Source organism: Paraglaciecola algarum (assembly GCF_021532655.1).
Classification (GTDB): domain Bacteria; phylum Pseudomonadota; class Gammaproteobacteria; order Enterobacterales; family Alteromonadaceae; genus Paraglaciecola; species Paraglaciecola algarum.
Window position 1 is genome coordinate 346,928 of the sequence record NZ_JAKGAS010000004.1, and the last position, 26,274, is coordinate 373,201.

A 26,274-nucleotide genomic window follows, 5' to 3' on the forward strand; every position below is an offset into this window, starting at 1 on the left:
TCTTTACCAATTTCAGGCTATCGACTACATTTATTTGGATGTTTATACCAATCGTCTTAGTCAAGTTGGTATAACTTCACAATGCATTCAACTAGAAGGAATTAATTATGCAAAATATCATAGGTGTATGTTTACTATCAGCAATGGTTTGTAGCTCTTTTTCATATCCAGTATTTGCTGACCCAGCAAAAAACAAATTAACTCAAAGCCAAAAGCAAATGACTAAGGTTAATTTAAATACCACCTCTTTGGAGCAACTTGTCAGTCTGCCCGGTGTTGGCAAGAAGAAAGCTGAGGCCATCATCGAATACCGTACAAAAAATGGTAAATATCAGTCGGTTGATGATTTGATGAAGGTCAAGGGTGTGGGTAAAAAGATGCTCTCGAAACTAAAATCTCAAATTAGCATTTAATAAAAAGGCAGTGCATGACCAATGTACTGCCTTTATTTTTTATAAGTTTAAAGCAACTACAGCTCTAATTCTTTTAGGAATGTTTTAAAGTCTTCTCCCAATTCAGGATGACGCAATGCGTATTCAACATTAGCCGTCATGTAACCCAATTTACTACCACAATCATGGCTACTGCCTTTCATGTAATAAGCATCAACTTGTTCCATACTCATCAAAGAAGCTATGGCATCTGTCAGTTGAACTTCGTCACCTGCACCAGGGGGAGTAAATTCTAATAAATCCCAAATTTTCTCAGATAAGACATATCGACCTACAACGGCTAAATCAGAAGGGGCATCTTCTAATGCTGGTTTTTCAACCATGCCGTGGATCTTGCCAGATTCGCCTGGTTGAATATCTAATCCTTCTAGATCAACCACCCCATATTTACTGACATCTTCATGGGGAACACTTTCCACCATGATCTGACTTACGCGACTGGTATTATATTTAGATACCATGTCTGCTAGGTTATCTTTCTTCAAATTACTAGTATATTCATCCACTATAACGTCAGGTAATACCACCGCAAATGGTTCATCGCCCACCATGGGGCGAGCACACAATACTGCGTGACCTAAGCCTTTTGCCACCCCTTGGCGAACATGCATAATCGTCACGTCTTTTGGAATAATAGCTTGAACAGCTTCCAACAACTGACGTTTAACCCTTTTTTCTAGGGTCGCTTCTAACTCAAAACTGGTATCAAAGTGGTTTTCAATACTATTTTTACTAGCATGTGTGACCAAAATAATCTCTTTGATACCCGCTTTTACACACTCACTCACAACGTATTGAATCAGTGGCTTGTCTACCACGGGTAACATTTCTTTTGGAATTGCTTTAGTGGCAGGCAACATTCTGGTGCCTAACCCTGCTACTGGTATTACTGCTTTTTTAACTTGTCCCATTTTACTGCTCCTTAACCGATAAACCCCTACCAATGGCATAGTAGTGCAATCCGTATTCCATCATTAACTTAGGTTCAAATAAATTACGCCCATCAAATAATAATGGGTAGTTTAATTTCTGTTTAATCAAATCAAAATCTGGCGCTCTAAAGGCTTGCCACTCTGTGCAAATAACTAAGAAGTCAGCACCTTCTAAAGCAGCCTCTTTAGTGCCCATCAAAGATAAGTCATCACGACTGCCATAAATGCGTTGGGTTTCTTCCATGGCCTCAGGATCATAGGCCTTAACTGATGCGCCCGCTTCCCACAAAGCTTCCATTAATACTCTGCTTGAAGACTCGCGCATGTCATCAGTATTGGGTTTAAATGATAAGCCCCACAAAGCAACAGTTTTGCCTTTTAGGTCACCAGAGAAGTGCCTTGAAATATACGAAAACAATTTTTCCTTTTGTTTGTAATTGACTTCTTCTACTGATTCAAGAATTTGAGCAGTATAACCAGCCTGACTTGCACTACGAGCGAGCGCTTGCACATCTTTGGGGAAACACGAACCACCATAACCACAACCTGGGTATATAAATTGGTAGCCAATTCGCGGGTCTGAACCAATACCGCGCCTTACGTTTTCAATGTCTGCACCAAAAACTTCCGCCAAATTAGACATTTCATTCATGAAACTAATTTTGGTAGCTAACATGCAGTTTGCTGCGTATTTAGTTAGTTCAGCACTACGAATATCCATCACAATAATTTTGTCGTGATTACGATTAAAGGGGGAATATAACTCTCTTAATTTTTTCTCAGCACTTTCACTATCTGTGCCTAAGATAATACGATCAGGACGCATACAATCGTTAACCGCCGCACCTTCTTTTAGAAATTCAGGATTAGATACCACATCATAAGTCAGTGATTTACCACTTTTTGTTAAAGTATCCGCTACTTTTGCACTGACCTTATCCGCAGTTCCTACCGGTACAGTAGATTTATTAATAATAATTTTATGAGACTGCATGTGAGTAGCAATAGTTTCAGCCACAGCCAACACATATTTTAAATCCGCCGAACCATCTTCATCTGGGGGCGTACCCACGGCAATAAAAATGACCTCTCCGTGCTCAATACCACTTGCCGCATCTGTGGTAAAATCTACTCGGCCAGCCTCATAGTTTGACTTAACCAAAGGTGTCAGGCCCGGTTCATAAATTGGAATATGCCCTTCTTTTAAGCGGTCCACTTTTCCTTGATCAACATCAACACAAACCACATCATGACCCACTTCAGCCATAACCGCGGCTTGCACTAAGCCAACATAGCCAATTCCAAAAACTGTTATTTTCATATAACCAAGATTCCTTAATAAATTTTTGGTTTATCACTACTAACATTGTAAAAGAATTATGAGAGCAAAAACCATGCAAAAACACAAGCGTTCAATCACATATGTTATATATTTCTATGTGTATTGGCGCTCTCTATGCGTATTGGAGCCCTTAAAGAAATCAGCAGTAAAAAACGTAGAGAATAAAGACATTAATTATTGAAGGCTGGTTAAAGTCAACATATATAATTAGCGGACATTAATCCAAATTAATTATAATTTTGAAACAAGAATAATCATTGAGCTTGACCTAGTATTGAATTAAACTTGCGAAAACATCTTAAAATTTATGCTCAAGGGAAGTGTTATGAAAAAAATTCTAATAGCAGCAGTTGCAGCTCTATGTTTCGCAAGCAATTCGTTTTCTCAAGAAAACGCTGGCGGAGCTGGTGCATCTAACTCAGCATCTGGTAATGTTGACGAACCTAAAATTGTTGCAGGTGCAGTGGGCATTACTTTGTTAGCAGCTATGATAGCTAATAACCGCGGTAGTACAACAGTAATTGTTCCGCCTGATGGATGTAAGGTAGGGGAAATAATTGTCGATGGAGTTTGTGTTGAGCCACCAGTAGATCCTGAATGTAACGGCAGTGATCCTTTAGTTGATGGAGTATGTATTGGAACAGATACAACTACTACTGTCACAGGTACGGGAACTAACACTCGAACTATTGAAGTAAATACAACCTTCACTTACTTACCTACAATACCTACTGCCTAATTTAGCTAGTTTTTTTAAAGCCGCCTAAAGGCGGCTTTTTATTTTATGCATCGGACGACACGTTCTTAATGAATCACCAAATTTCTATACTTTTAATATTGGCGTTATTGTCTTTAACAAGTTGCAGTGGCACTTATCGGGCATACCAGCAAACTTTAAAACTCGCTTTTAAAGACACTCCAAATGTAGTTCTTTCAATAGACGAAATTAAACAATCAAAGGTTGATTTAGCGTTAATAAAAAGAGGCTCTCGCCCTACTAGTACATTAGCCCTAGCCTACTTAGAAGATAGGCAACATAAATGGGTTTCAGCAGATAATGTCATGTTAATTATGGAAAAAGGTCGAATAGTTCGCACATTAGGATTAGATGAAAACTTACTTTTTTTATCCAATACAGCACAAGATCCGTTAAAAAATACTCCTCTGTCTATGACTGAGTTATCTATATGGTCAAGAATTTCAGATTGGTCCGGTGATGAATACGGTTACGTCATTGAATCAAAGTTTTCCTTTAAAACTGAAGAAAGATTAGAAGAGTTATCACTTAAAATTGATACTATCAAATATGTAGAAGACGCAAAATTCACTGCTCCGTCGAGATTTATTCAGATAAATAACACTTGGCAGAATACTTTTTGGTTTGAAAAAAACACTGGTACTTTAATTAAAAGTATTCAAACATTGGCACCATCTACTGAGCCAATTGAATTAGTTTATTTAAGCCGCATCGCTCGTCTTCAAACAAAAAACGCCAAATGAACTTAATAAAAATGAAATATATTGCCGTTATCACTATATATCTATTTCTCGTTGTTTGTACTAGTGAAAGTGCAGCCAAAACCCAAGTACAATTTAATCAGCAGCATTTTTTATTTGAAAGCCCCCCTCTGTTGTCAGAAGTACTGGCTAAAGTGCCTAACAAATCTAACGTATATTGGCCTGCAGCAGCCATGTTTTTAAAGTCAGATCTAAAACTTGAAACATCAAAAGCAAAAGTGCTAACTAAATTAACTCAACTAGCTAGAAACAAAAAAATAGCCGACACCATTCTCAGACTAGAACAAAATGTAAATGATTGGCAACTAGCTAAAAGGCTGCCAATTGCAGTTGATTACGATTTAGCAAGAACGGTTAATAAACATAATCCATTGGTAAATAAAGGCGATTATATTCTACAAGCATCACAACGTAGCCATTTTGTATATATATTTGGTGCAATTAACAATGATATTAAACAAATGGTCCCACATAAAAGCCACACCCCTGTTAGCGACTATATAACTAAAGGTATGTTGTCCACTGAAGCTGATATGGATAATTTAGTACTGATTCAAGCTGACGGCCGAGTAATGCATGTTTCCACAGTCGATTGGAATAAAGCTCGAATCGAAATTATGCCAGGAAGTCAAATTTACATTCCTTTTAAAACGTCAATCTGGAATAAGCAAATAGCATGGCTAAATCAGCAGTTAGTGGCTCTAGCAGTTAATAGGGTTATACAATAATGCGTTTTAAAACCTTTCCCCTACTTACATTACTTATCATTAGTGTAAGTAATGTTAGTCAAGCGAACACCCAATGGAATGAGACACCAATAGGTAGTTCATTAATGGTTCATGGTGGTACAGGCCTCATACAAACACCTACATCTCGCATGCTAAATGAAGGAGACTTAGTTGTTAGCTACACAGACAATGACCAATACCGCTTTATGTCAGCAACTATGCAGCTATTTCCGTGGATGCAAACTACTGTTCGCTATTCAGATGTGCGAACTAAATTGTATAGTCCAGTCGCAAGTTTCAGTGGTGACCAAACCTTAAAAGATAAAGGTATCGATGTAAAATTTAGATTGCTAAAAGAATCATCGTATTTGCCTGAATTCACTGTTGGTTTTAGAGACTTTGGTGGGACAGGATTTTTCGAAAGTGAATTTTTGGGGTTAAGTAAACAAGTAGGCAACCTAAATTTTCATATTAATATGGGATGGGGTTACCTAGGTACTGACGACAACATTTCTAATCCATTTTGTGAACTAAAAGACAGTTTTTGTCAGCGCCCTCAAGGATATACAGGCCGTGGTGGGCAAATAGATTATCAACGATTCTTTAAAGGCCAAGCCTCTATATTTGGAGGGGTTGAGTACCAAACACCTTGGCAGCCGTTGCGCCTTAAACTCGAATATGAAGGTAATAATTATATTAACGATCGCGCAGGAGTATTACAGCAAGATAGTAAATGGAATCTAGGGGCTGCTTATCGCTGGCATGGCTTCGATTTTAGCGTTAATTATCAAAGAGGAAACACAATCGGATTTGGCGTTAATTATAATTTCAACTTCCATACTATCAATCAAGTTAAATATAACAGACCCCCAAGAGATATTACCAATGTAAAAAATGACTTTACAATGGAAGATGTCGACCGTAACAGGTTAACTCAAGGTTTACTATCCCAAGCAGGTTTTGCGGTAAGTACATCACACATCACTAAAAACAGTTTAACTCTGTATGGGCAACAAACCAGCTTTAGAGATAAAGATGAAGCAGTTGAAAGAATAGGCCGCATTATTGCTTATGAAGTCCCCGATTCAATTAATATATATAAAATCGTCAACACATCATCGTCTGTACCTGTGTTAGAAACTGTGATTGACGCAGAGCAATTTAAAAAACATGCTAAATACCAAATAGTAGAGCCAGACTTAAACTCAAGCTACGTTCGTCAAGACATCAGCTTAGAGAGCATTGAAAATTATAACCCAACCAACAACAGTGGATTTTTCACTGGGATCGAAACCTTTTGGATCCAAACCTTTGGCAACCCTGAAGCATTCTATTTATATCAAGCAGGGGTATTAATAAATGGCGGCTATACAGTAAAAGGTAAAACTAGTATTTCTGGCACTCTAAAAGTCAATTTATTAGAAAATTTCGAAAAATTTAACTACACCACAGATGGTGGCCATAGCACCTTACCTAGAGTCAGAACAAATGTACGAGAATATGTATCTAATCGTGACATCACTATGGAGAACTTATTTGTACACTGGAAGGATAGAATTGCGCCTAATTTATATGCGCAGGCCTACGGCGGATACTTAGAAAGTATGTATGGCGGTATTGGAACAGAGTTATTGTACATTCCGGTAGAGAGCAACCTTTCATTTGGTTTTGATATTAACTACGTACAACAACGATCTTATGAAAATAACTTTGATTTTTTTGATTACAAAGTACTCACCGGGCACGCTAATATTTATTGGCAGCCTGAGTTTTTAGACGATACCTTATTCACCTTTAACATCGGGCAATATTTAGCAAAAGATAAAGGCGTAACGATAGACTTTGCTAAACGTTTTGATAGCGGAATTATTGTTGGCGCTTATGCTGCGATTACAAACGCAAGCGCTGAAGACTATGGTGAAGGTAGTTTCACTAAAGGATTCTACTTATCTATTCCGTTCGACTTATTCTCATTAACCCCAGCAAGAGGCCAAGCCAAGCTCCCTTGGGTGCCTATTTCTCGAGATGGAGGCCAAGCATTAAATCGTCCAATAAAATTAATGGGATTGACTAGTGAGAGGTCATCTTTTTACTAGCTACAGAAAAGCCAATTAGTTATTGAGTCAAAACCTTTTTATCATGCTCTTCTAAATAAGAGCTCATTCACTTATAGATCTGTAACAATCTTGCATAACAAAGAGCATCTTCTGAATTTCGTAACCGACTACGATATTGAAGGCCAATTGAACAATTAAAATTTTTTCTTTTGTATACCTCAATTAAGTGTCATTTCCAGTTTGAAATGAATTTACCACTAAAGTACAATATCGCGCATTGATAAGATACATTTCAAATAAAAAACAGGACATAAATTTACTCGAATAACTACTCATAAATTAGCTTTAACGCTATTTAATATGCATTTCTAAGCCAAGGGACAAATTTGTTTATTACTATCTTTTCTTTTTTCATTTCTTTTATAGCTGTATTTGGCTTTATTTTGGTCCTGTTTCCTGTTGCACAAAATATAGGTTTAGTCGACCGTCCCTGTAATAGAAAACAACATGTAGGAAACATTCCATTAATAGGCGGTTTAGCTATTTATACTGCGATTACTATATGTAGCTTTGTTCTGACTCCTTTTGACTCTCATTATAAAATATATTTATTATCCACTTCGTTTATGGTGCTAATAGGCGCATTAGATGATTACCATGATTTAGATGCTAGACTACGTTTAATTGCTCAATTTTTAATTGGGTCATTAATGGTGTTTGGCACAGACTTATATATCACTGACCTAGGTACATTTTTCAATAATGAAACGATACAATTAGGTGCATTTGGACAGATATTTACAGTGCTAGCCGTTGTAACGTGTATCAACGCATTCAATATGACAGATGGGGTAGATGGACTGGTTGGAGCTGTTAGTATTAACACTTTCCTATCGATTGGAGCCATTGCTATGTTAAACAGCGTAACCTTCGACACAAGTATTACCTCAATGCTAGCAGGGGCCGTGCTAGCATTCTTATTTTTCAATCTTGGTATTTTTAAAGGTGGAAAATACAAAATATTTATGGGCGACGCAGGAAGCATGCTAATGGGATTAACAGTAATTTGGTTACTCACCTACGCCACAAGTAGCGAGCAAGCTTTTATGCGCCCCATTACTGCTGTATGGATTATTGCTATCCCTTTAATGGATATGTTTTCAGTCATGATACGAAGAATTTCAGCAGGCAATTCACCTTTAAAAGCCAGTAGAGATCATTTACATCATTATCTAGTTAATCAAGGATTCAGTAATAAAATGACAACTTTATTAATTGGAATGATGGCTCTTGCACTCAGCATTGTAGGCATAATAAGTGAAAGGAAAGATATATCAGAGGGTTTAATGGTAGTTCTATTTATTGGATTATTTGCCATTTACCATGCGTTTCTTTCTCGTAAACGAACAGATTCGACGAAAAATAACACCTAACTGAAAAATTTGTACATATCAAAAAGCTCTCTCCTAAAGTTTAAGCCTTTATACTAAGTCCACTATGAAAATTAATAAAAATTCAACTACACAAGAATTAACACATATAGTCCCCGTATACTCTTCTACTAATGAAGACGAAATGTTATCACTCAAAGAAATAGTAAAAGCCTTTTGGGTTGATAAATATCTAATATTGTTAATCTCTGCTATAGGACTAATAATTTCCTTTGTGGTCGTAATCTCTTTAGAAAAAGTATATACCGCTGAAATTATAGTTACACCGACACAAAATACACAAAATAGCTCGCTAAGTAGTTTGAGTAGTCAATTTAGTGGAATAGCAAGCTTAGCCGGAATTCAAATGAACAACCAAACCGACAACAAAATTGGAATAGCTCTTGAAACCATCCGTTCAAAAGTTTTTTTAAAAGCCTTTGTAGAACGCCACAGTATATTAATACCTTTACTAGCAGCGAAAACATGGAACAATGATAAAAAACAGCTTTCCATTGACGAAAAAATTTATAATCGAGAAAAATCTGTATGGTTAGATAAAAAAGGAAACACACAACCTTATGGACCCGACTCGTGGGATATTCAAAAGAAATTTGATGATAGTTTAGAAATAAATGAGAATAAATCGACGGGATTAATTAAGTTATCATTCAGTCACTACTCCCCACGAGCGGCTAGTAATTGGCTAAATATGCTTATTGAAGATATAAATAACTTTACTCGTGAGACAGATACAAACAGAATTAAACAGAACATACTTTACCTTCAAGAGCAGTTAAAAAAAACTAATGTAGTAGAAATGCAAAGAGTATTCTTTAATATTATCGAGGAGCAAACCAAAGAGTTAATGTTAACTCAGATCAACGATAATTATATATTCACAGTCATTGAGCCTGCAATAGAACCTAAGAAACCTAGTAGACCACAAAAGGTATTACTTATTGCATTGGGTTTCCTTTCTGGATTATTAATTGGGGTGATGTATTCTCTAATAAAGCTCATTGCTACAAAGCTATCAGCTCCCTAGTTGTTTGCTAACTCCCTACGTTCTGCACTATCTGATTAGGAACCCGTGTGAAAAATATTCTTTTAAGTAATATAAGCTATTTCCCAGATTATGGTGGAGTAGAAAACTCTCTAAAATACTTATCCGAGGCATTTCGAGCAAAAGGCTATCAAGTAGTAATTTTGGTTGGCCAATCAAAAGGTACAAAATTTGAAAGAAGCTCTACTAATTTAAATAACGAGTTAGTTTTACGATTTCGTTTTAGACCTTTCAATAATGATTTATTCAATACTATAATTCTTCCAATTTCATTAATCGATTTTATATACTGCCTATTTTATGTAAGGCACAGGTATCCCCCCTCTCTAGCACTTTCCCGTAACCAATTAGTATCACCTTTAGTAAGCTTATTTTTTTCTAAGTGCTCGGTTTACTTAGCACCAGGTTTTTCAGAGAATCAACAAAGGAAAGAGAACCTACAAAGCAATAATATAAATAAATTAAATTTAATTGTAGGAAAAATCAAAAAGAAAACTCATAGCTATTTCGATAAGATATCACTTAAACTAGCAAAGAGGCTTTTTGTATTTTCACAAAATATGTTTGAACAGGCCTTAACATGTTACCCAAAAAGTATAACTAAGCTGGAGATTGTAAAGCCTGGCGTAGACTCAGATCACTTTAGACCGAAGACATCGAGAGAAGACCTAAATGATTTAAGAACGAAGTTATTACTCCCTAAAGATAAAAAAATTATACTAGGTGTTGGGAGATTCGTTCCAGCAAAAGGATTTGATCTTCTAATACAGGCCTGTAGCAAACTGAAAAGTGATTGGCACTTAGTCATAATTGGAAATGGCAGAGATCATGCACACATAGTAGACATAGTCGATAGATTAAACTTAAATAATCGAGTAAGTCTTCCAGGGAAAGTTCAAAATACAAATGAATACTACAGATGTGCGGATACTTTTATTATGTCATCTAGATACGAGCCTTTAGGACAAACATTACTTGAAGCAATGTCTTGTGGAGTACCTATTATATCTTTTAAGCATGGGGGTGAGATTGTCAATGCTACGCAAGAAGTGGTAGGTCAGCTAGCATTTTTTCCTATTTCAAATACGGTTAGTTCGCTAGGTAATTCAATTGATGACTTTTTTAGTTTATCTGAGAGTGATGTGGAAAATTTAAGTAAAAAGTTAAGAAATTATTCCATAAAAAACTATTCTTGGCACTTACTCGCTGATAAATTAGCATGCTCAGTTAAGGACTAATTTCTAATTGAAGTTATTATTCATACCCACTTTAATACTATGTATTTATTTCCCTACTTTTAACTCTTTACTCGACGATAAAGGTAAGCAAGGCTTTTTAGTCCTTACTCTAATATCATCTATATTCTTAATTATGTTTATTATGCGACATGATTTAAAACTATCAAAACAAACAGCATTATTTGTTTGCGTCATGCTTACTTGGGCTATCACAATATGCATAAGCTCTGTTATGAGCTTATCAGAATTGGTCAGTAGGGATACAATGGAACTTTACCGTCCATTTTATTACTTACTGAGCTTTTTATTTGGTTACTATGTAGCTAAAGATTCAACATCAATAAGTAATTATATATTGCGGCATAAAATTCTTATCTATAGTGTCTCTGGTACAATTGTGTTCGCATTAATTTCATTCTTATTTTTTGAACAAATAGGAAAAAACACCCTTCCATTATATACGAAAGAACATAACGTTTTGACTCGTAGATTAACCGGGACATTTAACAATCCTTACGATTTCGCTTTTGTCGCAATATTACCATTCGCTTATGCTTTTATTAGATACTTACGTGACGGTTCTTTTAGGTTTTTATTAATGGCACTAATTAGTTTAATGGCTATTGTATTAACTCAAAGTAAGGCAGGAGCTATCTCTATCGTGTTTTCTATAGCTATAGTTTATTTTCTTTACCCATTCATTTTTCACCATAAAGCAACTAATTTAGCTCAAATGAGACGTTATATAATATTGCCAGTTCTAACCTTTATTGGTTTAGCAAGTATAGTAATTTATTTTGGGGAACAAATTTCCTATTTAATAGAAGGGATTATAAAGCTTCTAGGGGGGAATGGAGATAAATCCACAAATATTAGGATTGAGCAGATAAAATTTGTTTTACAACATTTTTCAGATGAGCCTCATAGACTATTACTAGGGTTTGGACCAAATAAAAATAAAGTAGAGTTTCTCGAGATTTTACCTTTGCTATATTTTTATCGCTATGGAGTTATGGGCCTACTTATTCTTAGTTATTGGGTAATATATAGTCTTTCAATTAGCTATAAGATGGCGAAAAGCGCAAATAACGAGGAATTAAAAATTATCTCTTTTAGTATGTTTGTTTGGTTTTCCACGACAATAACAGCCGGTATAGGAAACAATGTTATTGATCAATCTAGAGTCTCGTTCATATATTTTTGTCTAATAGGCTTTTCCACTTACTCACTCTCTAAACGAAAGTTAATATGCAAAGACAATTAATCAGTATCGTGATGCCTGCAAAAGATTCAGCAGCAACCATAGAAAGCTCAATATTTTCAGTACTAGCACAAACATATAAAAACTTTGAGCTACTTATATGCGACGATGGCTCAACTGACTCCACTATACAAATCATCAAGAGCTTTAATGACAGTCGAATTAAACTTATTAAGAATAACATTCAATCAGGTGCGTGGGCCGCAAGAAACTCATGTATTAATGAAGCGAGTGGTAAGTATATCGCATTTTTAGACTCTGACGACTTATGGGCTCCGGCCAAGTTAGAGACACAGTTAAACTTTATGCATGCCAATAATATTTCGTTTAGCTATGGTGATTACCATATTTTTAATAGCTCAGATATAGCGGGCACTTTTAAAGCCCCGAATAGTGTTAGTTATGTTCAGTTATGTCGAAAATGTGATATTGGTTGTTTAACTGTGATGCTTAATGCATCAGCTATTGATAAAGTTGTTATGCCAAACATCAAAAAAGAAGATTATGCGACTTGGTTAAAAATACTAAAACATGAAAAAATAACTGCTTATCGTTACCCTGGAGTATTAGCAAGTTATCGCATCGGGGACAAAAGCCTTTCTTCAAATAAACTAATCGAAATAACCCGTCAGTATAATGTATTGAGAAGCATAGCTGAGCTATCGTTCATCAAGAGTGCGCTATGTATTTCCATATACGCTTTTAGCGGAATTTATAAGCACTTATTCAAATACAAAAAACATGAATATTAATATTGCATAAATTAATAAATTAAAAAATATTCGCATAAAGTGTTTAGTACGATTGAATTTAGTTAGATGACTCGAAAAAAATATAATGGCATAACTTGTGAAGATAACTTGTAAAAATGGCAAAACAATTACAAATGCCCAAATTGAGTCATAAAAGTATGCTATGCACATCCCTAAAATAGAAACACTACCGGCAATTACATTCCATTTAAATTCAATTTGACTCTTCCCAAGCGCCTGTGAAATAACTCCAAACAAGCCACCTAATGGCCGCAGTAAACCAACTAGAACTAAAAAAATAAAAAGTGCCGGGACTATCGCATATTCTGCATTCAAAAAGTGAGGTAAAACCAACCAAACAAGAGCAATACAAACCCCATAAACAACTGTATTGGCGACGACGATATAATTCGCAGTCTTTTCATAAAACTCTAGCAAGTTGGACATATTACTTTGTAATGCTGCGAATCTAGGTAAAACTAATCTAGTAAAAACTGGCATTGTTAACTTAATTGGTTGCATCACCATTTCTTTCGCGAGCGAATACACCCCTAAGGACTCTACACTCAACGCAGCTCCAATAATTAGTTGATCAGCTTGAGTGCGGAGCTGGTTGACAATATGAGAACCAATTTGATATGAACCGAATACCAACGCTGGCTTTACTATGGACCAGTCTGCATGCAAGTGTGGATGCCAAGATCTATCACTACCTGTAACCAACAAAACTAGTTTAATTAGACTCGAAATAACGACACCTAATAAATAACCAAACATCCCTAGGCCCATTTCCAACATAAAAAAAGCAGTAAAAAGCAAACTAATAACTTTCGCTATAATCTCAATTTTAGCTAATTCGATATTTTTTAAGTGTTTAATGTATTGGGCTTGATATTGATTACTGAAACCAATAATCAAAAAGTTAGCAGAGACGATAATAATACCGTGCGTTATTTTTTCAGCGCCATATAAATAACCTATAGGATATGAGACTAGTAACAAAAGTAGAACACATATTAGTCCAAACAAAACACTAATATAAAACAAAGCTGTTTGCTGCTCTGTTGTAATTTTTTGTCTATGTATTAAATAACCTGATAAACCAACATCCTGAATTAAAAAAGCGAAAGAAAGAACAATGTTTATTATCGCTAACTCTCCAATCGCTTGGGGAGATTCGATCTGAGTGAGGATTGCATAGCAGATTAAAACATATAAAGCGTTGAGGGATGATGATGAAAATAACCAGACAACTTCTTTTTTAAGAATCATTACATGTCTGTATAATTGCAGCCAATTCTTGATAAAGAATTCGCTGATTAAACTCTTTCTCTACCTTTTCTCTTGCATTCTTTCTTATTTGAGTAATATTAACATTTCCCTGTATTATATTTTTTAAGGATTTAGTTAACTCTATCGAACTTCTTTCACTAGCTAAGAAGCCAGATACCTCATGTTCAATCAACTCTGGAATTCCACTGTGAAACGTAGAAACTGTAACTAAACCAGACGCCATCGCTTCCATAAGCACCACTGGTATACCTTCCATATCACCATCACTAGCTATAACTGATGGTAATAAGAAAATATCTGCTTCAAATAATCTCTTTTTAATATCTTCTTGAGGTAATAGACCAAGTAATTTTATTTTACCTGCATGGTTAGATTGCTTTATCTTTTCTTCAAGACTTTCCTTTAACTGACCTTCACCGATAATCCAATATTCAACTAAAAACCCATCAGATAATAGTTGCGATACGGCTTCAATGGCATAGCTCAAGCCTTTTTTCTCAATGAACCTAGCGACGGATATTAAGATTACTGGCTCACTAATCGGTTTATCAAAAGGTTTTGGAGAGAACAGTTGAAGATCTACACCCATTCTATTTAATTTAACTTTTTGAGGTGAACAACCCAGTTCTAATAATTTTTTTTCCCATTTTTGACTAATAGGTAGCATCATTTCACAATCTTGAAATAATTTTTCATAAGAATCCTTATGAACACGTAAAATACTACTTTTAGATATATCAGCCCCATGAATAACTGTTAATAATTTGCCTTCAATTTTATTCAAAGTTCTAAGTGCATTGGCCACAACCCCCACAACACCAAAATGAGCAACAATAATATCTGCTCTAATTACTTCCTTTATACTTACGCTTAATGCTGGAATTAAAAGAGACTTAGTAAGAGTCCCAAACTTTTTAAAATTAAATGACTCGACAACCCCCTTAGTATGAATATTTTTTAGTAAGAACCAAACTCTTTTTGAAAATTTAACCCGTGTACTATCGCCTTCTTTTTCAGGTAATAAATAACGAGTTCTTGATAATAAATTATATTTCGCTAATGCAGCATGATTTACGACTTGATTACTTGGTCTAATTGCCAATATATCAACATCAATACCGAGATCCATTAATCCCACTATTTGATTAATAATAAAAGTCTCAGAAGTGGCAGGGAATTGCCCTAAAAAATAAGTAACTTTCATTAAAAACCTATATATTCTGAATTGCAAAAGAAACCATTTCTGCTGCTCTATGTCTTTCTGCTTGTATTTTACTTTGAAAATCTTCGTTACCATTAGTCGATGAATCTAATAACTCAACGCTACGTTTATACAGTGAGTCATCAAACAAACTAATAACTTCCATTGAGCACTCTTCCATACCCAGCTGTTTCATTATTCCGGCTGATTTATGCTCATAATTTAAGGCTATGGCTCGTGTACCAAAGTTCATAGAAATAATAGCGCTGTGTAGACGAGTGCCGATTGTTAATTGACAATATTGTAATAAACTTCCTAATTCAACATCATTCAATTCATCCATAACAACATGAAAAAACTGCTTATTTAAAAGACGCTTTTGCACTCTTAAGGCAACCATTCGATCATCTTTATGATAGCTTTCAATACCTGTGCATGTAGAGAACACAATAACTTGATAACCTAACTTAATAAATTTCTCTGATATCTTTGCTAATGACTCTTCATATTCCTCTTGAGTAAGCCCCAGACGTTTATCAAATGGTGCTAGCTCTCTCATTGTCAATGCTATTGTAGGCCTGCGAGCAATCAAACTTTCTAACTTTGTGTTAGATACGACTTTCGAAGAATCTACTAACCACGCTGTATCAGCCCCTAAATAGGCATTTGACGTATTTATATTAGCTTCTTTTAAAAAACCTAAGCTAATAGTTTCTCTAAGGCCAAGGACCTTAGCCAATGGAAACACTGTACTTGCAATACGATTAAACATCTTACGTTGGAATGGACCAACTGAGTGGCCAAGTAAAAACAATGGTTTTTTCGCAATCAGTGTACAAAGCGCATGTTCGAATTGAGACTCACCATAAAGATCAACGAAAAAAGAACCACCAACCTGAAAAACAGCATCATACTTTTCTAGTTTATTTAATTCATGCTGTAAATATCTTGGTAAAGGGAAGGGCCAACGCTTTAACAACTTTAATTCTAAAACTAATGGTATAATTTTGGGACTCAAAAACTTCCAAAAACGACCTAATACTGAACCTCTAGAATGGTGATATTTATATAAGCAATCTATACTAAACTCTTCATCTAGCAAGAATCCAGAGCTAGTAGGATACCGAGATAGCAGATCAATCTCAAATGAAGGGTACTCACGACGAATATAATCTAAAACCCCTCTCAAAATTGCACCATCACCTCTATTTCCACAGGTGTGGTTTCCAACTAGTAATAACTTCACAGCTTAATTCCTACTCTTTAATATTCTGTCTAAATATAGATTGATAACATTGTTATTTGTGTACAAGGCTAATTAAACTCTAAAGGAACACTATAAAGCTCTGATACTTTTTTACCAAATTCGTCTATATCTCTAGAATCTTTGACAATTCGTGTTGTGATCATAATTAACAGCTCTGTCCTTGAGTAATTGTCTTTTCTGCTTTTAAATAACTCTCCTAATATTGGAACATCACCCAGTAGAGGCACTCCATTATTGCCAAGTGATGTATTCTCTCCAATCATTCCCCCTAAGACAATCGTCTGCCCGTCAAGAGATAATGCACTAGTACTTAAACTTCTGTTTGTTATTGTTGGTGTTAAGCTACCATCACCACTATTACTGACTGAAACAGACACTTCTAAACTAATTACCCCCTCTGAGTTAATAATTGGGGTAAAAGACACCTGTGTACCAGTTGTTCTATAAGACACCTCATTAGCTACGGTATTATTGTCACCCACATCTTGTACCGAAGCCGTCAGCACTGGAATAGAGTCACCAGAGTTTAATGTTGCAGTCATGCCATCTTGCACGACCAGATATGGCTTAGAAAGTACGCGGGTATCTGTTTTTGATTTAAGGGCTGTTAAAGTTGCTTGCCAATTACCTTTAATTCCCACCATATTTAATGACCCTATTAAGGGTTCTAAATTAGCAGTAAGTCCCTCAGTTCCAGTTTGTCCTCTACTATCAAATATCCAATCAATACCCGAACTAACATCATCGCTTAATGTCACTTCAACTATTGCCGCATCTAAAATAACTTGCCCAGGTAGTTGGTCTAATTGACTTAGCAAATCTAAAACTTGTTTATATTCAGCTGGTGTTGCATGAAACAACAATGCATTTTGGGTTTCATCAAAGCTCATCGTTATACTGCCATTACTGGTTGAAGTTACGCGATTTCTGGCTGAATCATTAGTTTGAGCAGGCGAAGTTGGCTCAACCACTCTATCACTTTTAATTCCTCCTAATAGCGTGGATACACTCGTCATTAAATCTGACGCTTTTGCATAGCTGGGTTTAAATACATAAAACCTTGGTTCATCTCCGGCTAACGGTACATCTAATTTATCAGCCCAATACATAATTCTATCGATAATTTCGGTATTTGCCGCATAAGCGACTAAGGTATTTATTCTTGGCATAGTGACAAAAGAGTAATCACCAGTTGAACTTCGAGAAAGCCCGTCCTCATCTAGCAATTTTCTAATTTGTTCTTCAGCATCCTTAGGGCTGATATTAACAAACTCTAATAATCTAATTTCACGGCCATATGCTCTAGGTACATCTAACATTTTAATTAAACGTAATGCTCTTTCAATTTCAGCCCGTTCACCTTCCACGATAATAATTTTTTGTTTACCCATAATGGTCAATTTAGCACTAGATAACTTAGACATTACACTACTAATATTTCTACTTTCACTGTAGATATATGGAACAAGTTGAGTTATCTCACCGGTTGTATCGGGTACATCATTTATCAAATTACCTATACCAACGGCGACTTCATTCTTCTGCTGTTGTGCAGACGCCTTTTGAATATAAATAATATCATCTTTACTCAGTAAGACTACGTCTCTTAGAGCCAGAGTAGTTTGAGCAATTTTATATAGTTCAGCTTTAGAAATAGACTCTGAAATACTTAAACTGACCTTATCTTGGCTAGCTTTTATCTCAGGTGCTAGAACGTAATTAAGTTTAAATATATCCCCATACAGCTGACTAGCAAAATCAGACAAACTAATATCATCAGCGACAAAACTTACGGGTACATCATCGAATTCTGGTGGGGCAAGAGTTGTTTCAGACAACTTACTGATGCCGCCAAAACTAGGTGCACTTTCTGTCTGAAAACTCGCCGATGTAGCGGCTTTATTATCGCTACTATCTTTAGCCTCCCTTTTTTCTAACTCATCAATTTTGATTGGCTTAGCTAAAAATGAACGATTTACGGTCATTCTTTCTTTTTTATCTACTAGGTGCTCGTCGGTTGACGATGCACAACTAGTGAGCAAAAAAGTCAAAGAAAAAATTAAATAAATATATTTATTAGTGAACAAAACATTTCGCATCATGATTCAATCAATTATCCAAGGTAAAAGTTAAAGTTTCAGGTTTGAATACTTTAACTGTATAGTCATTATTATCTTTACTAAAACGAATAAAGCGCTTATCGATTGCGATTAACTTGTAATCTCTAAAATTATCGCCAATTTCTAGTGTTTGTGTTTCGATATTTCCTTTCAAATCGGCTTCAAATTTAACTTTTGATACATCACCAACAATAACAATTGATTTAATCGTAATAGGAATATCCCCTAAAACTTCATGTTCTGCATAATTGTCTGTATCAAGAGATTCATACTTGTCGCCGAACAGTAAAGCAATCTCTTGTAATATCAGCGCCTTATCTGAAATAGGTTTGATATCCTCAAAATTAGCTTTGTCAAGGTAAGCCGTATTTTCAGAATCACCAGAAGCCACAAATACATTTGAAAAAAACCAATAAATGGCAATCAAACACAATACAAAAAAATACATGTATTTATTCATGATTTTTTAAACATCATTTGGATCTCGGCCTCAATAATCATTTCATTATTATTCGAACGAAGGTTTTTACGAATATCAACAGAGCGTAATTGATGCACATCGCTTTCATCAAAATAAGCCAAAAATTCCAACACTCGGCTAGTTTCACCTTTTAGCACAATAGAGCCATTAAAAATATTTATGGCGTCAGTTATTTTAATACTTCGATCTGGCTTCTTATTAGTTATCACCAATTTGGAATTAATGGCTACTTCTTCAACACTTTTTAACCAACTAATTGGTAAAGTATTTTCATTCGTATAACTTGGCAAATTTTCAATTTTAGAGCTGTATGTTTTTTCTAATTTTAATTTTGTATCAATAATCTTTTGTTTATTCGTCACTAATACTTTCTGTTTATTTTCTAACTGGCTGCGACTTTCTATAGTACTACGGACCGTATCTACCCATTCCCCCCAAGGTTGCAATAAAAACTTGCCTACCAAAAGAATAACAATCAATACAACCCCTGTTTTTTGAATGTCTATTTTGTTACCCATTATTTTTTCATTGCCTCTATCACAAATGCTTCTTTGCCTAATCGACCTTTATGCACTGGAGACGAAAACTTTACGTCCTTCAACATTGGATGAGCTACTAAAGCTTCAAGCACTTGTGTAGCTGAACCCTCAGTCTCTCCCCAAATAGTAATAAAATCACTAGCGGCTTGAATTCTGTTAAAGGTAGTTGACTCTGTGTCTACTTTTATTGATGCTAAAAGACTTAATACATCGGTTGAGTTATCTTTATAAACCTTTAGCTTTTCTAAATCACTAACAAGCTTTTTGACCTTCCGCTCCTGTTGAACCAGCTCAATAGATGCATCCTTATTTGTCTCAATACTCTTATTTACAAAATATTCTGCCGACCATAAATAAAGGCTAGAGCAAGAAATATAAACAGCAATTACAGCACATAGACTCAAAATAAAATGCTTATAATTAATGACTTTATGCTTGTCTTTTTCTGCCAGGCGGCGAGAGAAACAACCCAACAACGAATACGCGGGAACTAACTTAACCGCAGCCAAATTAAACGAACTTTTATCAAAAGTTTTACTCGTAGACAATTCCAAGTCAGTTTCTTTTAAGAAATCTAATGGCATAAAAAACTTTAAATGAGTGGGTAATTTTTGCCAGTCTTTCAATGGTAAACAGTAAAAAGTCACTTCCACAAAATTAAAGTTAATACGGGTTATTTTCCAAAACACTTTAGCAGGGAAAGGGCTGATATTCTTTTTTTCAGCGTTAAAAATTTTGTATAAATCAAGAGGGTGGCTCCCTCTGTATTGCCTTGTGGCCTTCCAATAACTTTTTTGCTCGAAAAGACATAAAGTAGACTTCCATTTTGAACTAGATTGTTCACTACTTTCTATCTCAATCAAAGAGCCAGTTTGATAGATAGCAAATTTATCAAACCACTTTCCCACATTTAAGTAACGACTAATTGTATTCTTCATTTATCACATAAAACGGTTTAATTGAGCCTAAGCTACGGATAATAGTAAATGTTAACTTACTATTTACTTTTTCTTCGCCGGTTATTGATATATCAAAGTAGCCAGAAGGATACCCACCCTCATCAATTCCCCTCACCTCTAAGTTTACTGAGCCAGAACGTTGTTCTACAAAAAGGTCTACATCTTGAGAATCAGACACTAAGTCGACTAAGTAATCAGGCACAAAAGACTCTACAAGACTGAAATCTGATATCAAAGAAAAATCGGCGCTAATTCTATCATAAAGTTCCATTGAGATAGCAGGTATTAGACTAAGTTCAAGTACCGATTGAAACGCCTTGTTGTTAGGTAGGAATGCTTGCTCATAATCACCGTTTTCTGCCCCTTGCAACCTCACAAATTTATCGTCATCAATCCAATCTTCAATTTGCTCCGAAATCACTATTCGCTGCTCTTCATCTACTTCATAATGAGCAAGCAAGGCATTTAATGCATCTTTATCAAATGGCTGTAAACTAACTAAGCCTGTTTGGTCTTGAATTTCAATATTATGCTGACTAAACACAAATGGTCTACCGAATAGATTAGCCTTACTTGGCTGTTCCTCATCGTAAACAAATGCTGTACTGGGCCCAATTAAATGAAAAGAAGTGGTATACATTTCCATTAATAACTTAGACTTAACTGATTCAAATTCTAATTGGTTCATTAAATTACGATTAATACTAACAGCTACATCAAGACTCATACGGCTACTACCCAACAACGTCATCATAAATACACTAATCACAGCTGTTAGCATAAGCACAATAATCAAGGCTGCACCTTTATGACTACCCATCAAGCGTACTACTTGCAGACAATGCTGCTAACCTTGGATCTTCTTCATTCAAGCGAATAAACAATTCACTCAATCGTTCTTCAGTATTACTCTTGCGAATTTTAATTTTGATAAAATAGGGAAGTAACTGCCTATCAATAGCAGAAAAATTTTCCCACCATTTAGGCTCATGTTTTATGCGATTGCTAAACCAATCAGACTGAGTTTGAAAATATACCCCCCGATTTTCCCAACCAAAATACTCAAAATCAATCTGCCTTAAATCAGATAGATAACGAATTGTATCTCTACCTTTGCATGTTAGACGTTCAGTTTCGATATAGTTTAAATTTAAAGATCCTAAAGGGTGCTCACAATAACTCAAGCTAACTAGGCCGTTTATAGGCGACACCACTTTATTTAAAATAGCTATGGCTAATTTGTGTCCAGAAAACACAGGATTTGAAGTAATAAATAATAAATATCCGTTATTGCCAAAAAAAGCTAAATAATTATCACCGTTTTCACTATTAAAATTGTAATGTAACGCCGAACGAATAGAACGAGATACCTTTTTATATTGAATGAGTCGAATTGATTTTTCAGTTAATTTTTCAGAGTCAGGTAAATTGGCTGGTTGAAACAAACGGAACGCGCCAACAGACAATGCAATAACAGACGACATTATTACCAATGCAATTAATACTTCAATCAAGGTAAATCCTTGAACAAACGACTTACTACGCATAATTAACTTGGCCGCCAAATGACTTTATCAAAACGTCTAGTTTTCTTTTTTGTTGCTGCATGAGTAAAAGATACTTGATACAAATAAAGAAAGCCTCTTTCGGCTACCACCTCGCCCACATTAAGTTCAATCGAAGAAGCAATGGCTTTCTTGGTAACTAGAACAGCTTCCCAATCATACTCTATATTTTCCGTAATAACCTGACCGCTTGTTTCTGAGGAAAACTCTAGATAAAAACTAATTTCGTCCATAATAAAATCAATTGACGCCGACTCTACTACAGCAAGTTCTAATCTTTGTTTATAAAGCGTATTAGTCCTACTCACCACAGATACAGATGCAATAGCAATAAACAAGATAACACTAGCTATCAACACTTCAATCAAGGTCATACCGGAATTAGATTTACTCATAACTCTAACGTTAACTCACTACCACGTACTGTACTGAGTTTCAGATAAACCAAACTAGCACTGTTATTAGCATTAAAAGTATATTCAATTGGAGTACGAGCGTTTAAATAATCAAATTTAAACTCTCGCAAAGCGAGCTCTTCATTATCGACATAAAGGTTAGAAGCTGACGACTCTTTGACCACTAGCAATTGTTCATTAAACTCAAATTTAAACACCCTACCTGAAAAAAATGTCTGCACTTTAAGTAGCCCAACAATATTTTTTAGCTTTTCCAACTCAGCAATCTCACGAGCACTTTCGACTTGGCGCATTAATGACGGCAGTACTAGGGAACTAACTAATCCCATAATCACCATAACAATTAACAACTCTATAAGGGTAAAACCCTTTTTTTTAAAACGAAACATCATTAATCGACACAATACTAAGTAACATAGTAATTACCACAGAGCCAACTATCCCCCCCATAATTAGAATAAGCAGCGGCTCTAAAAGCACGGTAAAACGTAGCACCCAATTTTCAAAGCTTTCACGACTAATAGTAGTAATTTCTCTAAACGATGCAGCTAAATCTCCGCTTTCTTCCCCCACATTAATCAGGGATATGTCCAAATCATCGTATAATTGTACGGGCTCAATAGCCTTAGAAATTGATTGACCAGAGGAAACATTGGCAGCAAAGGTAGAAAGTTCTTTCTTCAATTCACTATTTAACACTGTGTTTGCAGATAAATTAAGAGAAGACGATAATGCCAAACCACTACTTAAGGTTAAATTCATCGCTGTTGAAAAACGAATACGATCGACTTTTTTAACCATCCCAGAAATAAACGGCAACCTAAACACAAAGGTAAGTATTCGTTCTCTATAGCTTTGTTGGCGCCAAAAGTAAACTAATACAAAGGTAAATATGACTAACCAAGCAAATAATATAAATTGGTACTCTTGCACCCAATCACTTAAATCCAAAAGAGTCTGCGTATAACTCGGGATTTCCTGCATGGATGAAAAAACTCCAGACATGCTAGGTATAACAAAATTAAAAATTGCAAAAATAGCTACTAAGCAAACAATAAAAATAAATAAAGGGTAAATAGCAGCTTGTAGTACTTTTTTACGTAAATCATTCTGAAACTGAATATTCTCTGCCAGTCGATTAAATATTTCTGGTAATGATCCAGTACTTTCACCAATGGCAACCATTTCGCAAAATAAAGAATCAAATACTTTCGGATGTTTCTTAAGTGATACACTCAGTTCTTTACCTTCAGCAATTTCAGCACCCACCGCGCGCCAAATCGTGCCGATAGGATTATTTCGAGAGGCCTTCGATAACACTCCTAATGCCTTATCAATTCTAAGGCCATTACCTAATAGTAATGCCAATTGGCGAGTAGACTGCTCTAAGTCTGCATTACGAATTGACTTAAGGCCACCAACGCTGGTCTCAAATTTCACATGCTTTACGTCAACCGGAATAAGCCCAATTTGACGGATTAACTTATTGGCTTCCTCCACAGTACGAGCAGATATTTCACCTTGTTTTTTTTGACCGTCTTTATGATAGGCCGTATATTTATACAAATAACTCATCCGGCAACCCGCAGTACTTCCTCAATGGTTGTCATACCTAAAAGTACTTTCATGTAACCGTCTTGCTTAATATTTCTATGACCGTTAACCTCCATAAACTCATACAAAGAATCTAGAAGCTTTTCATTTTTGGGTAACTTCCTTACATCATCGGTACAAGGTAAGTGCTCTAAAAGTGCCACCCTACCCACATAGCCATTAAAGTCGCATTTTATACAGCCATTAGCTTCATATATGTCATCACATTCAAGGCTATATTTTTGCGCGAAATTTTTAAGCCCATAACGTTTAATAATTTCATCCTTATCTCTGTGAGACTTACGGCAATCTGGACATAATTTCCTAACTAATCGCTGTGCCATAATCGAAATTAATCCAGCATTTAATAAGTATTCCTCAAGCCCCAAGTCAAGCAATCGAGTGAAAGCAGTAGGCGCATCATTTGTATGTACTGTACTAAATACTAAATGGCCAGTCAGCGCTGACTGCAAAGCTATTTTGGCCGTTTCACCGTCCCGAATTTCCCCTACCATTATTACATCAGGATCTTGTCGTAAAATACTTCTTAACCCTTTTGAAAAATCATAGCCAATATCACTTTTTACTTGTACTTGGTTAATACCCGCCAACTGATATTCAATGGGATCTTCTAAAGTAATAATTTTCAAACTTGGGTTATTAATTCTATTCAAGAATGAATAGAGACTAGTAGTTTTACCGGACCCAGTAGGGCCAGTCATCAAGATAACCCCTGTAGAGCGCTTCAAATCTTGATTAATTCTTTCTTGCAAATCTGCGGAATACCCAAGCTCTTCTAAATCGAACTTTAAAGCATTCTTAATCAAAAAACGTAACACCATGCTCTCACCAAAACCTAAAGGCAATGATGAACACCGTATATCTAACTCTATACTACCCGAGCGAGTTTCTATTTTACCATCTTGTGGTCGACGCTTTTCAGCTATATCCATGCCCGACAATATTTTAATTCGGGATATTACGGCAACTTGCAAATTAACAGGAATAGGTGCAGCTTCTTTTAATATACCATCTACTCGATAGCGGGCCCTGTACTTCCCCTCAACGGGTTCGATATGTAAGTCTGACGCGCCTATTTTCACTCCTTCAGCAATCAAATTATTCACTAAGTTAACGGTAGGGGCGCCCTGGGCTAGTTGTCTTAGTTGCTCAACATTGCCTGAAAATGACGAAACATCTGAATGCTCTAAAGTGAGTTTTTGCTGTTCACTGATCAATTCAAACTCTTTAGTCGTTACAACATTTAGTTGAGTTCTAACATCTAAAAATCTTAGATAATCAAAGGCTTCTACTACATGAGGGTCGGCAAAACCAATAATTAGCCTATCTGCAACTGTTTCTAATGGCACCATCTTATGCTGATATAAAAATTCATAATTAAGTTGATGCGCTGAACTGTCTAACTCTAGGGGCGCTGATGTTCCTTTTTGCCAACGTTCAATTTGCATAAGAGAAACCAGCATTTCTGCGTATCTTTCTTCATCTAACAAACCTAGGTTAATTAACACAGAATCTAAGCTAGAATCTAACTCTCTCAGGTAGTTGACAGCTTCAGCGAGTTGTTTTTCAGATATCCAATTTTGATTTTTTAGAAAATCTTCAACCCTAGTATTCCACATCCTCGTCTTCCCCCTCTCCACCGGGCTCACCGTCTTTACCATATGAAATTAAACTAAATTCAATACCATTTTCAGCTACTACCAAAACATACTCTTTACCCCAAGGATCAAGAGGAATATCTTTTGGCATATAAGGGCCATCCCAGTACTCACCAGTAGACTGACGCAAGTCTTTTAAGTCTTGAGGAAAATCACCTGTATCTAATCGAAAGGCATCAACAGCGGTCGCTAACATCTGCATTTGAGCTTTAGCGGTTTTTTGCTTTGAGCTAGCCACTTTACCAAACATAGTCGGTGCAACAAGTGAAGCGAGAAGCCCTAATATCACCATGACTATTAATAATTCTATTAAGGTAAAGCCAATTAGCTTACGTCTCTTTCTATTCATTTATTTAACGACCCTCTGAAGTTTATTATTATCACA

Annotated in this window: 26 protein-coding genes; 10 read left to right on the plus strand and 16 right to left on the minus strand. The window is 35.7% G+C overall.

The window, feature by feature from the left end; genetic code table 11:
* The first annotated feature begins 107 nt into the window (after window positions 1-107).
* Window positions 108-413 carry a ComEA family DNA-binding protein gene (locus tag L0668_RS09900; protein ID WP_235312190.1) on the plus strand — a complete coding sequence of 102 codons (306 nt, stop codon included), beginning with the start codon at window positions 108-110 and terminating at the stop codon, window positions 411-413.
* A 56-nt stretch (window positions 414-469) separates the two neighbouring features.
* Here the strand turns inward: L0668_RS09900 and galU are convergent, their stop codons facing one another.
* Complete coding sequence (gene galU / locus L0668_RS09905; RefSeq protein WP_235312192.1) at window positions 470-1,363, minus strand: UTP--glucose-1-phosphate uridylyltransferase GalU; 894 nt, start codon at window positions 1,361-1,363, stop codon at window positions 470-472.
* Between the two features lies 1 nt (window position 1,364).
* Entirely contained in the window at window positions 1,365-2,705 is a 1,341-nt protein-coding gene (locus L0668_RS09910; protein WP_235312194.1) for a UDP-glucose dehydrogenase family protein, read from the minus strand.
* A 346-nt stretch (window positions 2,706-3,051) separates the two neighbouring features.
* On the opposite strand from L0668_RS09910, the gene L0668_RS09915 reads away from it, so the two are divergent.
* The 9 genes from L0668_RS09915 to L0668_RS09955 all read left to right on the plus strand — a co-directional run bounded on the left by L0668_RS09915 (window position 3,052) and on the right by L0668_RS09955 (window position 12,776).
* Window positions 3,052-3,465 carry a hypothetical protein gene (locus L0668_RS09915; protein ID WP_235312196.1) on the plus strand — a complete coding sequence of 138 codons (414 nt, stop codon included), beginning with the start codon at window positions 3,052-3,054 and terminating at the stop codon, window positions 3,463-3,465.
* Between the two features lie 68 nt (window positions 3,466-3,533).
* On the plus strand, window positions 3,534-4,226 hold the full coding sequence (locus tag L0668_RS09920) for a YjbF family lipoprotein (RefSeq protein WP_235312198.1): 693 nt from the start codon (window positions 3,534-3,536) through the stop codon (window positions 4,224-4,226).
* The gene (locus tag L0668_RS09925; RefSeq protein WP_235312200.1) at window positions 4,223-4,972 is read left to right on the plus strand and encodes a capsule biosynthesis GfcC family protein; all 750 of its coding nucleotides are present in this window, start codon (window positions 4,223-4,225) and stop codon (window positions 4,970-4,972) included. Before L0668_RS09920 ends, L0668_RS09925 begins: the two co-directional genes overlap by 4 nt.
* Window positions 4,972-7,068, plus strand: a complete 2,097-nt coding sequence (locus L0668_RS09930) for a YjbH domain-containing protein (protein ID WP_235312203.1) — start codon at window positions 4,972-4,974, stop codon at window positions 7,066-7,068. Before L0668_RS09925 ends, L0668_RS09930 begins: the two co-directional genes overlap by 1 nt.
* Before the next feature lie 347 nt (window positions 7,069-7,415).
* Entirely contained in the window at window positions 7,416-8,462 is a 1,047-nt protein-coding gene (wecA, locus tag L0668_RS09935; protein WP_235312205.1) for a UDP-N-acetylglucosamine--undecaprenyl-phosphate N-acetylglucosaminephosphotransferase, read from the plus strand.
* Window positions 8,463-8,526: 64 nt separating this feature from the next.
* On the plus strand, window positions 8,527-9,507 hold the full coding sequence (locus L0668_RS09940) for a Wzz/FepE/Etk N-terminal domain-containing protein (protein ID WP_235312206.1): 981 nt from the start codon (window positions 8,527-8,529) through the stop codon (window positions 9,505-9,507).
* A 47-nt stretch (window positions 9,508-9,554) separates the two neighbouring features.
* Window positions 9,555-10,763 (plus strand): glycosyltransferase family 4 protein, encoded by a 1,209-nt coding sequence (locus L0668_RS20900; protein WP_235312208.1) that lies wholly within the window; start codon window positions 9,555-9,557, stop codon window positions 10,761-10,763.
* Between the two features lie 232 nt (window positions 10,764-10,995).
* Window positions 10,996-12,027: an O-antigen ligase family protein gene (locus tag L0668_RS09950; protein ID WP_235312210.1), complete on the plus strand. Its 1,032-nt coding sequence runs from the start codon at window positions 10,996-10,998 to the stop codon at window positions 12,025-12,027.
* Window positions 12,012-12,776, plus strand: coding sequence for a glycosyltransferase family 2 protein (locus L0668_RS09955; protein WP_235312211.1), 765 nt, complete (start codon window positions 12,012-12,014; stop codon window positions 12,774-12,776). Before L0668_RS09950 ends, L0668_RS09955 begins: the two co-directional genes overlap by 16 nt.
* Here L0668_RS09955 and L0668_RS09960 read toward each other — a convergent pair.
* From L0668_RS09960 to gspG, 14 genes are all read right to left on the minus strand, one after another.
* Entirely contained in the window at window positions 12,747-14,048 is a 1,302-nt protein-coding gene (locus tag L0668_RS09960) for an oligosaccharide flippase family protein (protein WP_235312213.1), read from the minus strand. The genes L0668_RS09955 and L0668_RS09960 overlap by 30 nt on opposite strands.
* The gene (locus L0668_RS09965) at window positions 14,038-15,273 is read right to left on the minus strand and encodes a glycosyltransferase (RefSeq protein WP_235312215.1); all 1,236 of its coding nucleotides are present in this window, start codon (window positions 15,271-15,273) and stop codon (window positions 14,038-14,040) included. The genes L0668_RS09960 and L0668_RS09965 overlap by 11 nt, the downstream gene beginning before the upstream one ends.
* A 7-nt stretch (window positions 15,274-15,280) precedes the next feature.
* Complete coding sequence (wcaK, locus tag L0668_RS09970) at window positions 15,281-16,516, minus strand: colanic acid biosynthesis pyruvyl transferase WcaK (protein ID WP_235312217.1); 1,236 nt, start codon at window positions 16,514-16,516, stop codon at window positions 15,281-15,283.
* A gap of 68 nt (window positions 16,517-16,584) precedes the next feature.
* Window positions 16,585-18,522: a secretin GspD/PilQ domain-containing protein gene (locus L0668_RS09975; RefSeq protein ID WP_235312219.1), complete on the minus strand. Its 1,938-nt coding sequence runs from the start codon at window positions 18,520-18,522 to the stop codon at window positions 16,585-16,587.
* Window positions 18,523-18,646: 124 nt separating this feature from the next.
* Window positions 18,647-19,117 carry a hypothetical protein gene (locus tag L0668_RS09980; RefSeq protein WP_235312221.1) on the minus strand — a complete coding sequence of 157 codons (471 nt, stop codon included), beginning with the start codon at window positions 19,115-19,117 and terminating at the stop codon, window positions 18,647-18,649.
* Window positions 19,114-19,656 carry a hypothetical protein gene (locus tag L0668_RS09985; RefSeq protein WP_235312222.1) on the minus strand — a complete coding sequence of 181 codons (543 nt, stop codon included), beginning with the start codon at window positions 19,654-19,656 and terminating at the stop codon, window positions 19,114-19,116. Before L0668_RS09985 ends, L0668_RS09980 begins: the two co-directional genes overlap by 4 nt.
* Window positions 19,656-20,615, minus strand: coding sequence for a hypothetical protein (locus L0668_RS09990; protein WP_235312223.1), 960 nt, complete (start codon window positions 20,613-20,615; stop codon window positions 19,656-19,658). The genes L0668_RS09985 and L0668_RS09990 overlap by 1 nt, the downstream gene beginning before the upstream one ends.
* On the minus strand, window positions 20,599-21,456 hold the full coding sequence (locus L0668_RS09995; RefSeq protein ID WP_235312224.1) for a type II secretion system protein GspK: 858 nt from the start codon (window positions 21,454-21,456) through the stop codon (window positions 20,599-20,601). The genes L0668_RS09990 and L0668_RS09995 overlap by 17 nt, the downstream gene beginning before the upstream one ends.
* The gene (locus L0668_RS10000; RefSeq protein ID WP_235312225.1) at window positions 21,449-22,183 is read right to left on the minus strand and encodes a PulJ/GspJ family protein; all 735 of its coding nucleotides are present in this window, start codon (window positions 22,181-22,183) and stop codon (window positions 21,449-21,451) included. The genes L0668_RS09995 and L0668_RS10000 overlap by 8 nt, the downstream gene beginning before the upstream one ends.
* A 2-nt stretch (window positions 22,184-22,185) precedes the next feature.
* Entirely contained in the window at window positions 22,186-22,596 is a 411-nt protein-coding gene (locus L0668_RS10005) for a prepilin-type N-terminal cleavage/methylation domain-containing protein (RefSeq protein ID WP_235312226.1), read from the minus strand.
* Window positions 22,593-23,009 carry a type II secretion system protein gene (locus L0668_RS10010; RefSeq protein ID WP_349815637.1) on the minus strand — a complete coding sequence of 139 codons (417 nt, stop codon included), beginning with the start codon at window positions 23,007-23,009 and terminating at the stop codon, window positions 22,593-22,595. The genes L0668_RS10005 and L0668_RS10010 overlap by 4 nt, the downstream gene beginning before the upstream one ends.
* The gene (locus L0668_RS10015; protein ID WP_235312229.1) at window positions 22,993-24,192 is read right to left on the minus strand and encodes a type II secretion system F family protein; all 1,200 of its coding nucleotides are present in this window, start codon (window positions 24,190-24,192) and stop codon (window positions 22,993-22,995) included. Before L0668_RS10015 ends, L0668_RS10010 begins: the two co-directional genes overlap by 17 nt.
* Window positions 24,189-25,850, minus strand: coding sequence for a GspE/PulE family protein (locus L0668_RS10020; protein WP_235312231.1), 1,662 nt, complete (start codon window positions 25,848-25,850; stop codon window positions 24,189-24,191). Before L0668_RS10020 ends, L0668_RS10015 begins: the two co-directional genes overlap by 4 nt.
* Window positions 25,837-26,238: a type II secretion system major pseudopilin GspG gene (gspG, locus tag L0668_RS10025; protein ID WP_235312232.1), complete on the minus strand. Its 402-nt coding sequence runs from the start codon at window positions 26,236-26,238 to the stop codon at window positions 25,837-25,839. Before gspG ends, L0668_RS10020 begins: the two co-directional genes overlap by 14 nt.
* Window positions 26,239-26,274 lie beyond the last annotated feature (36 nt).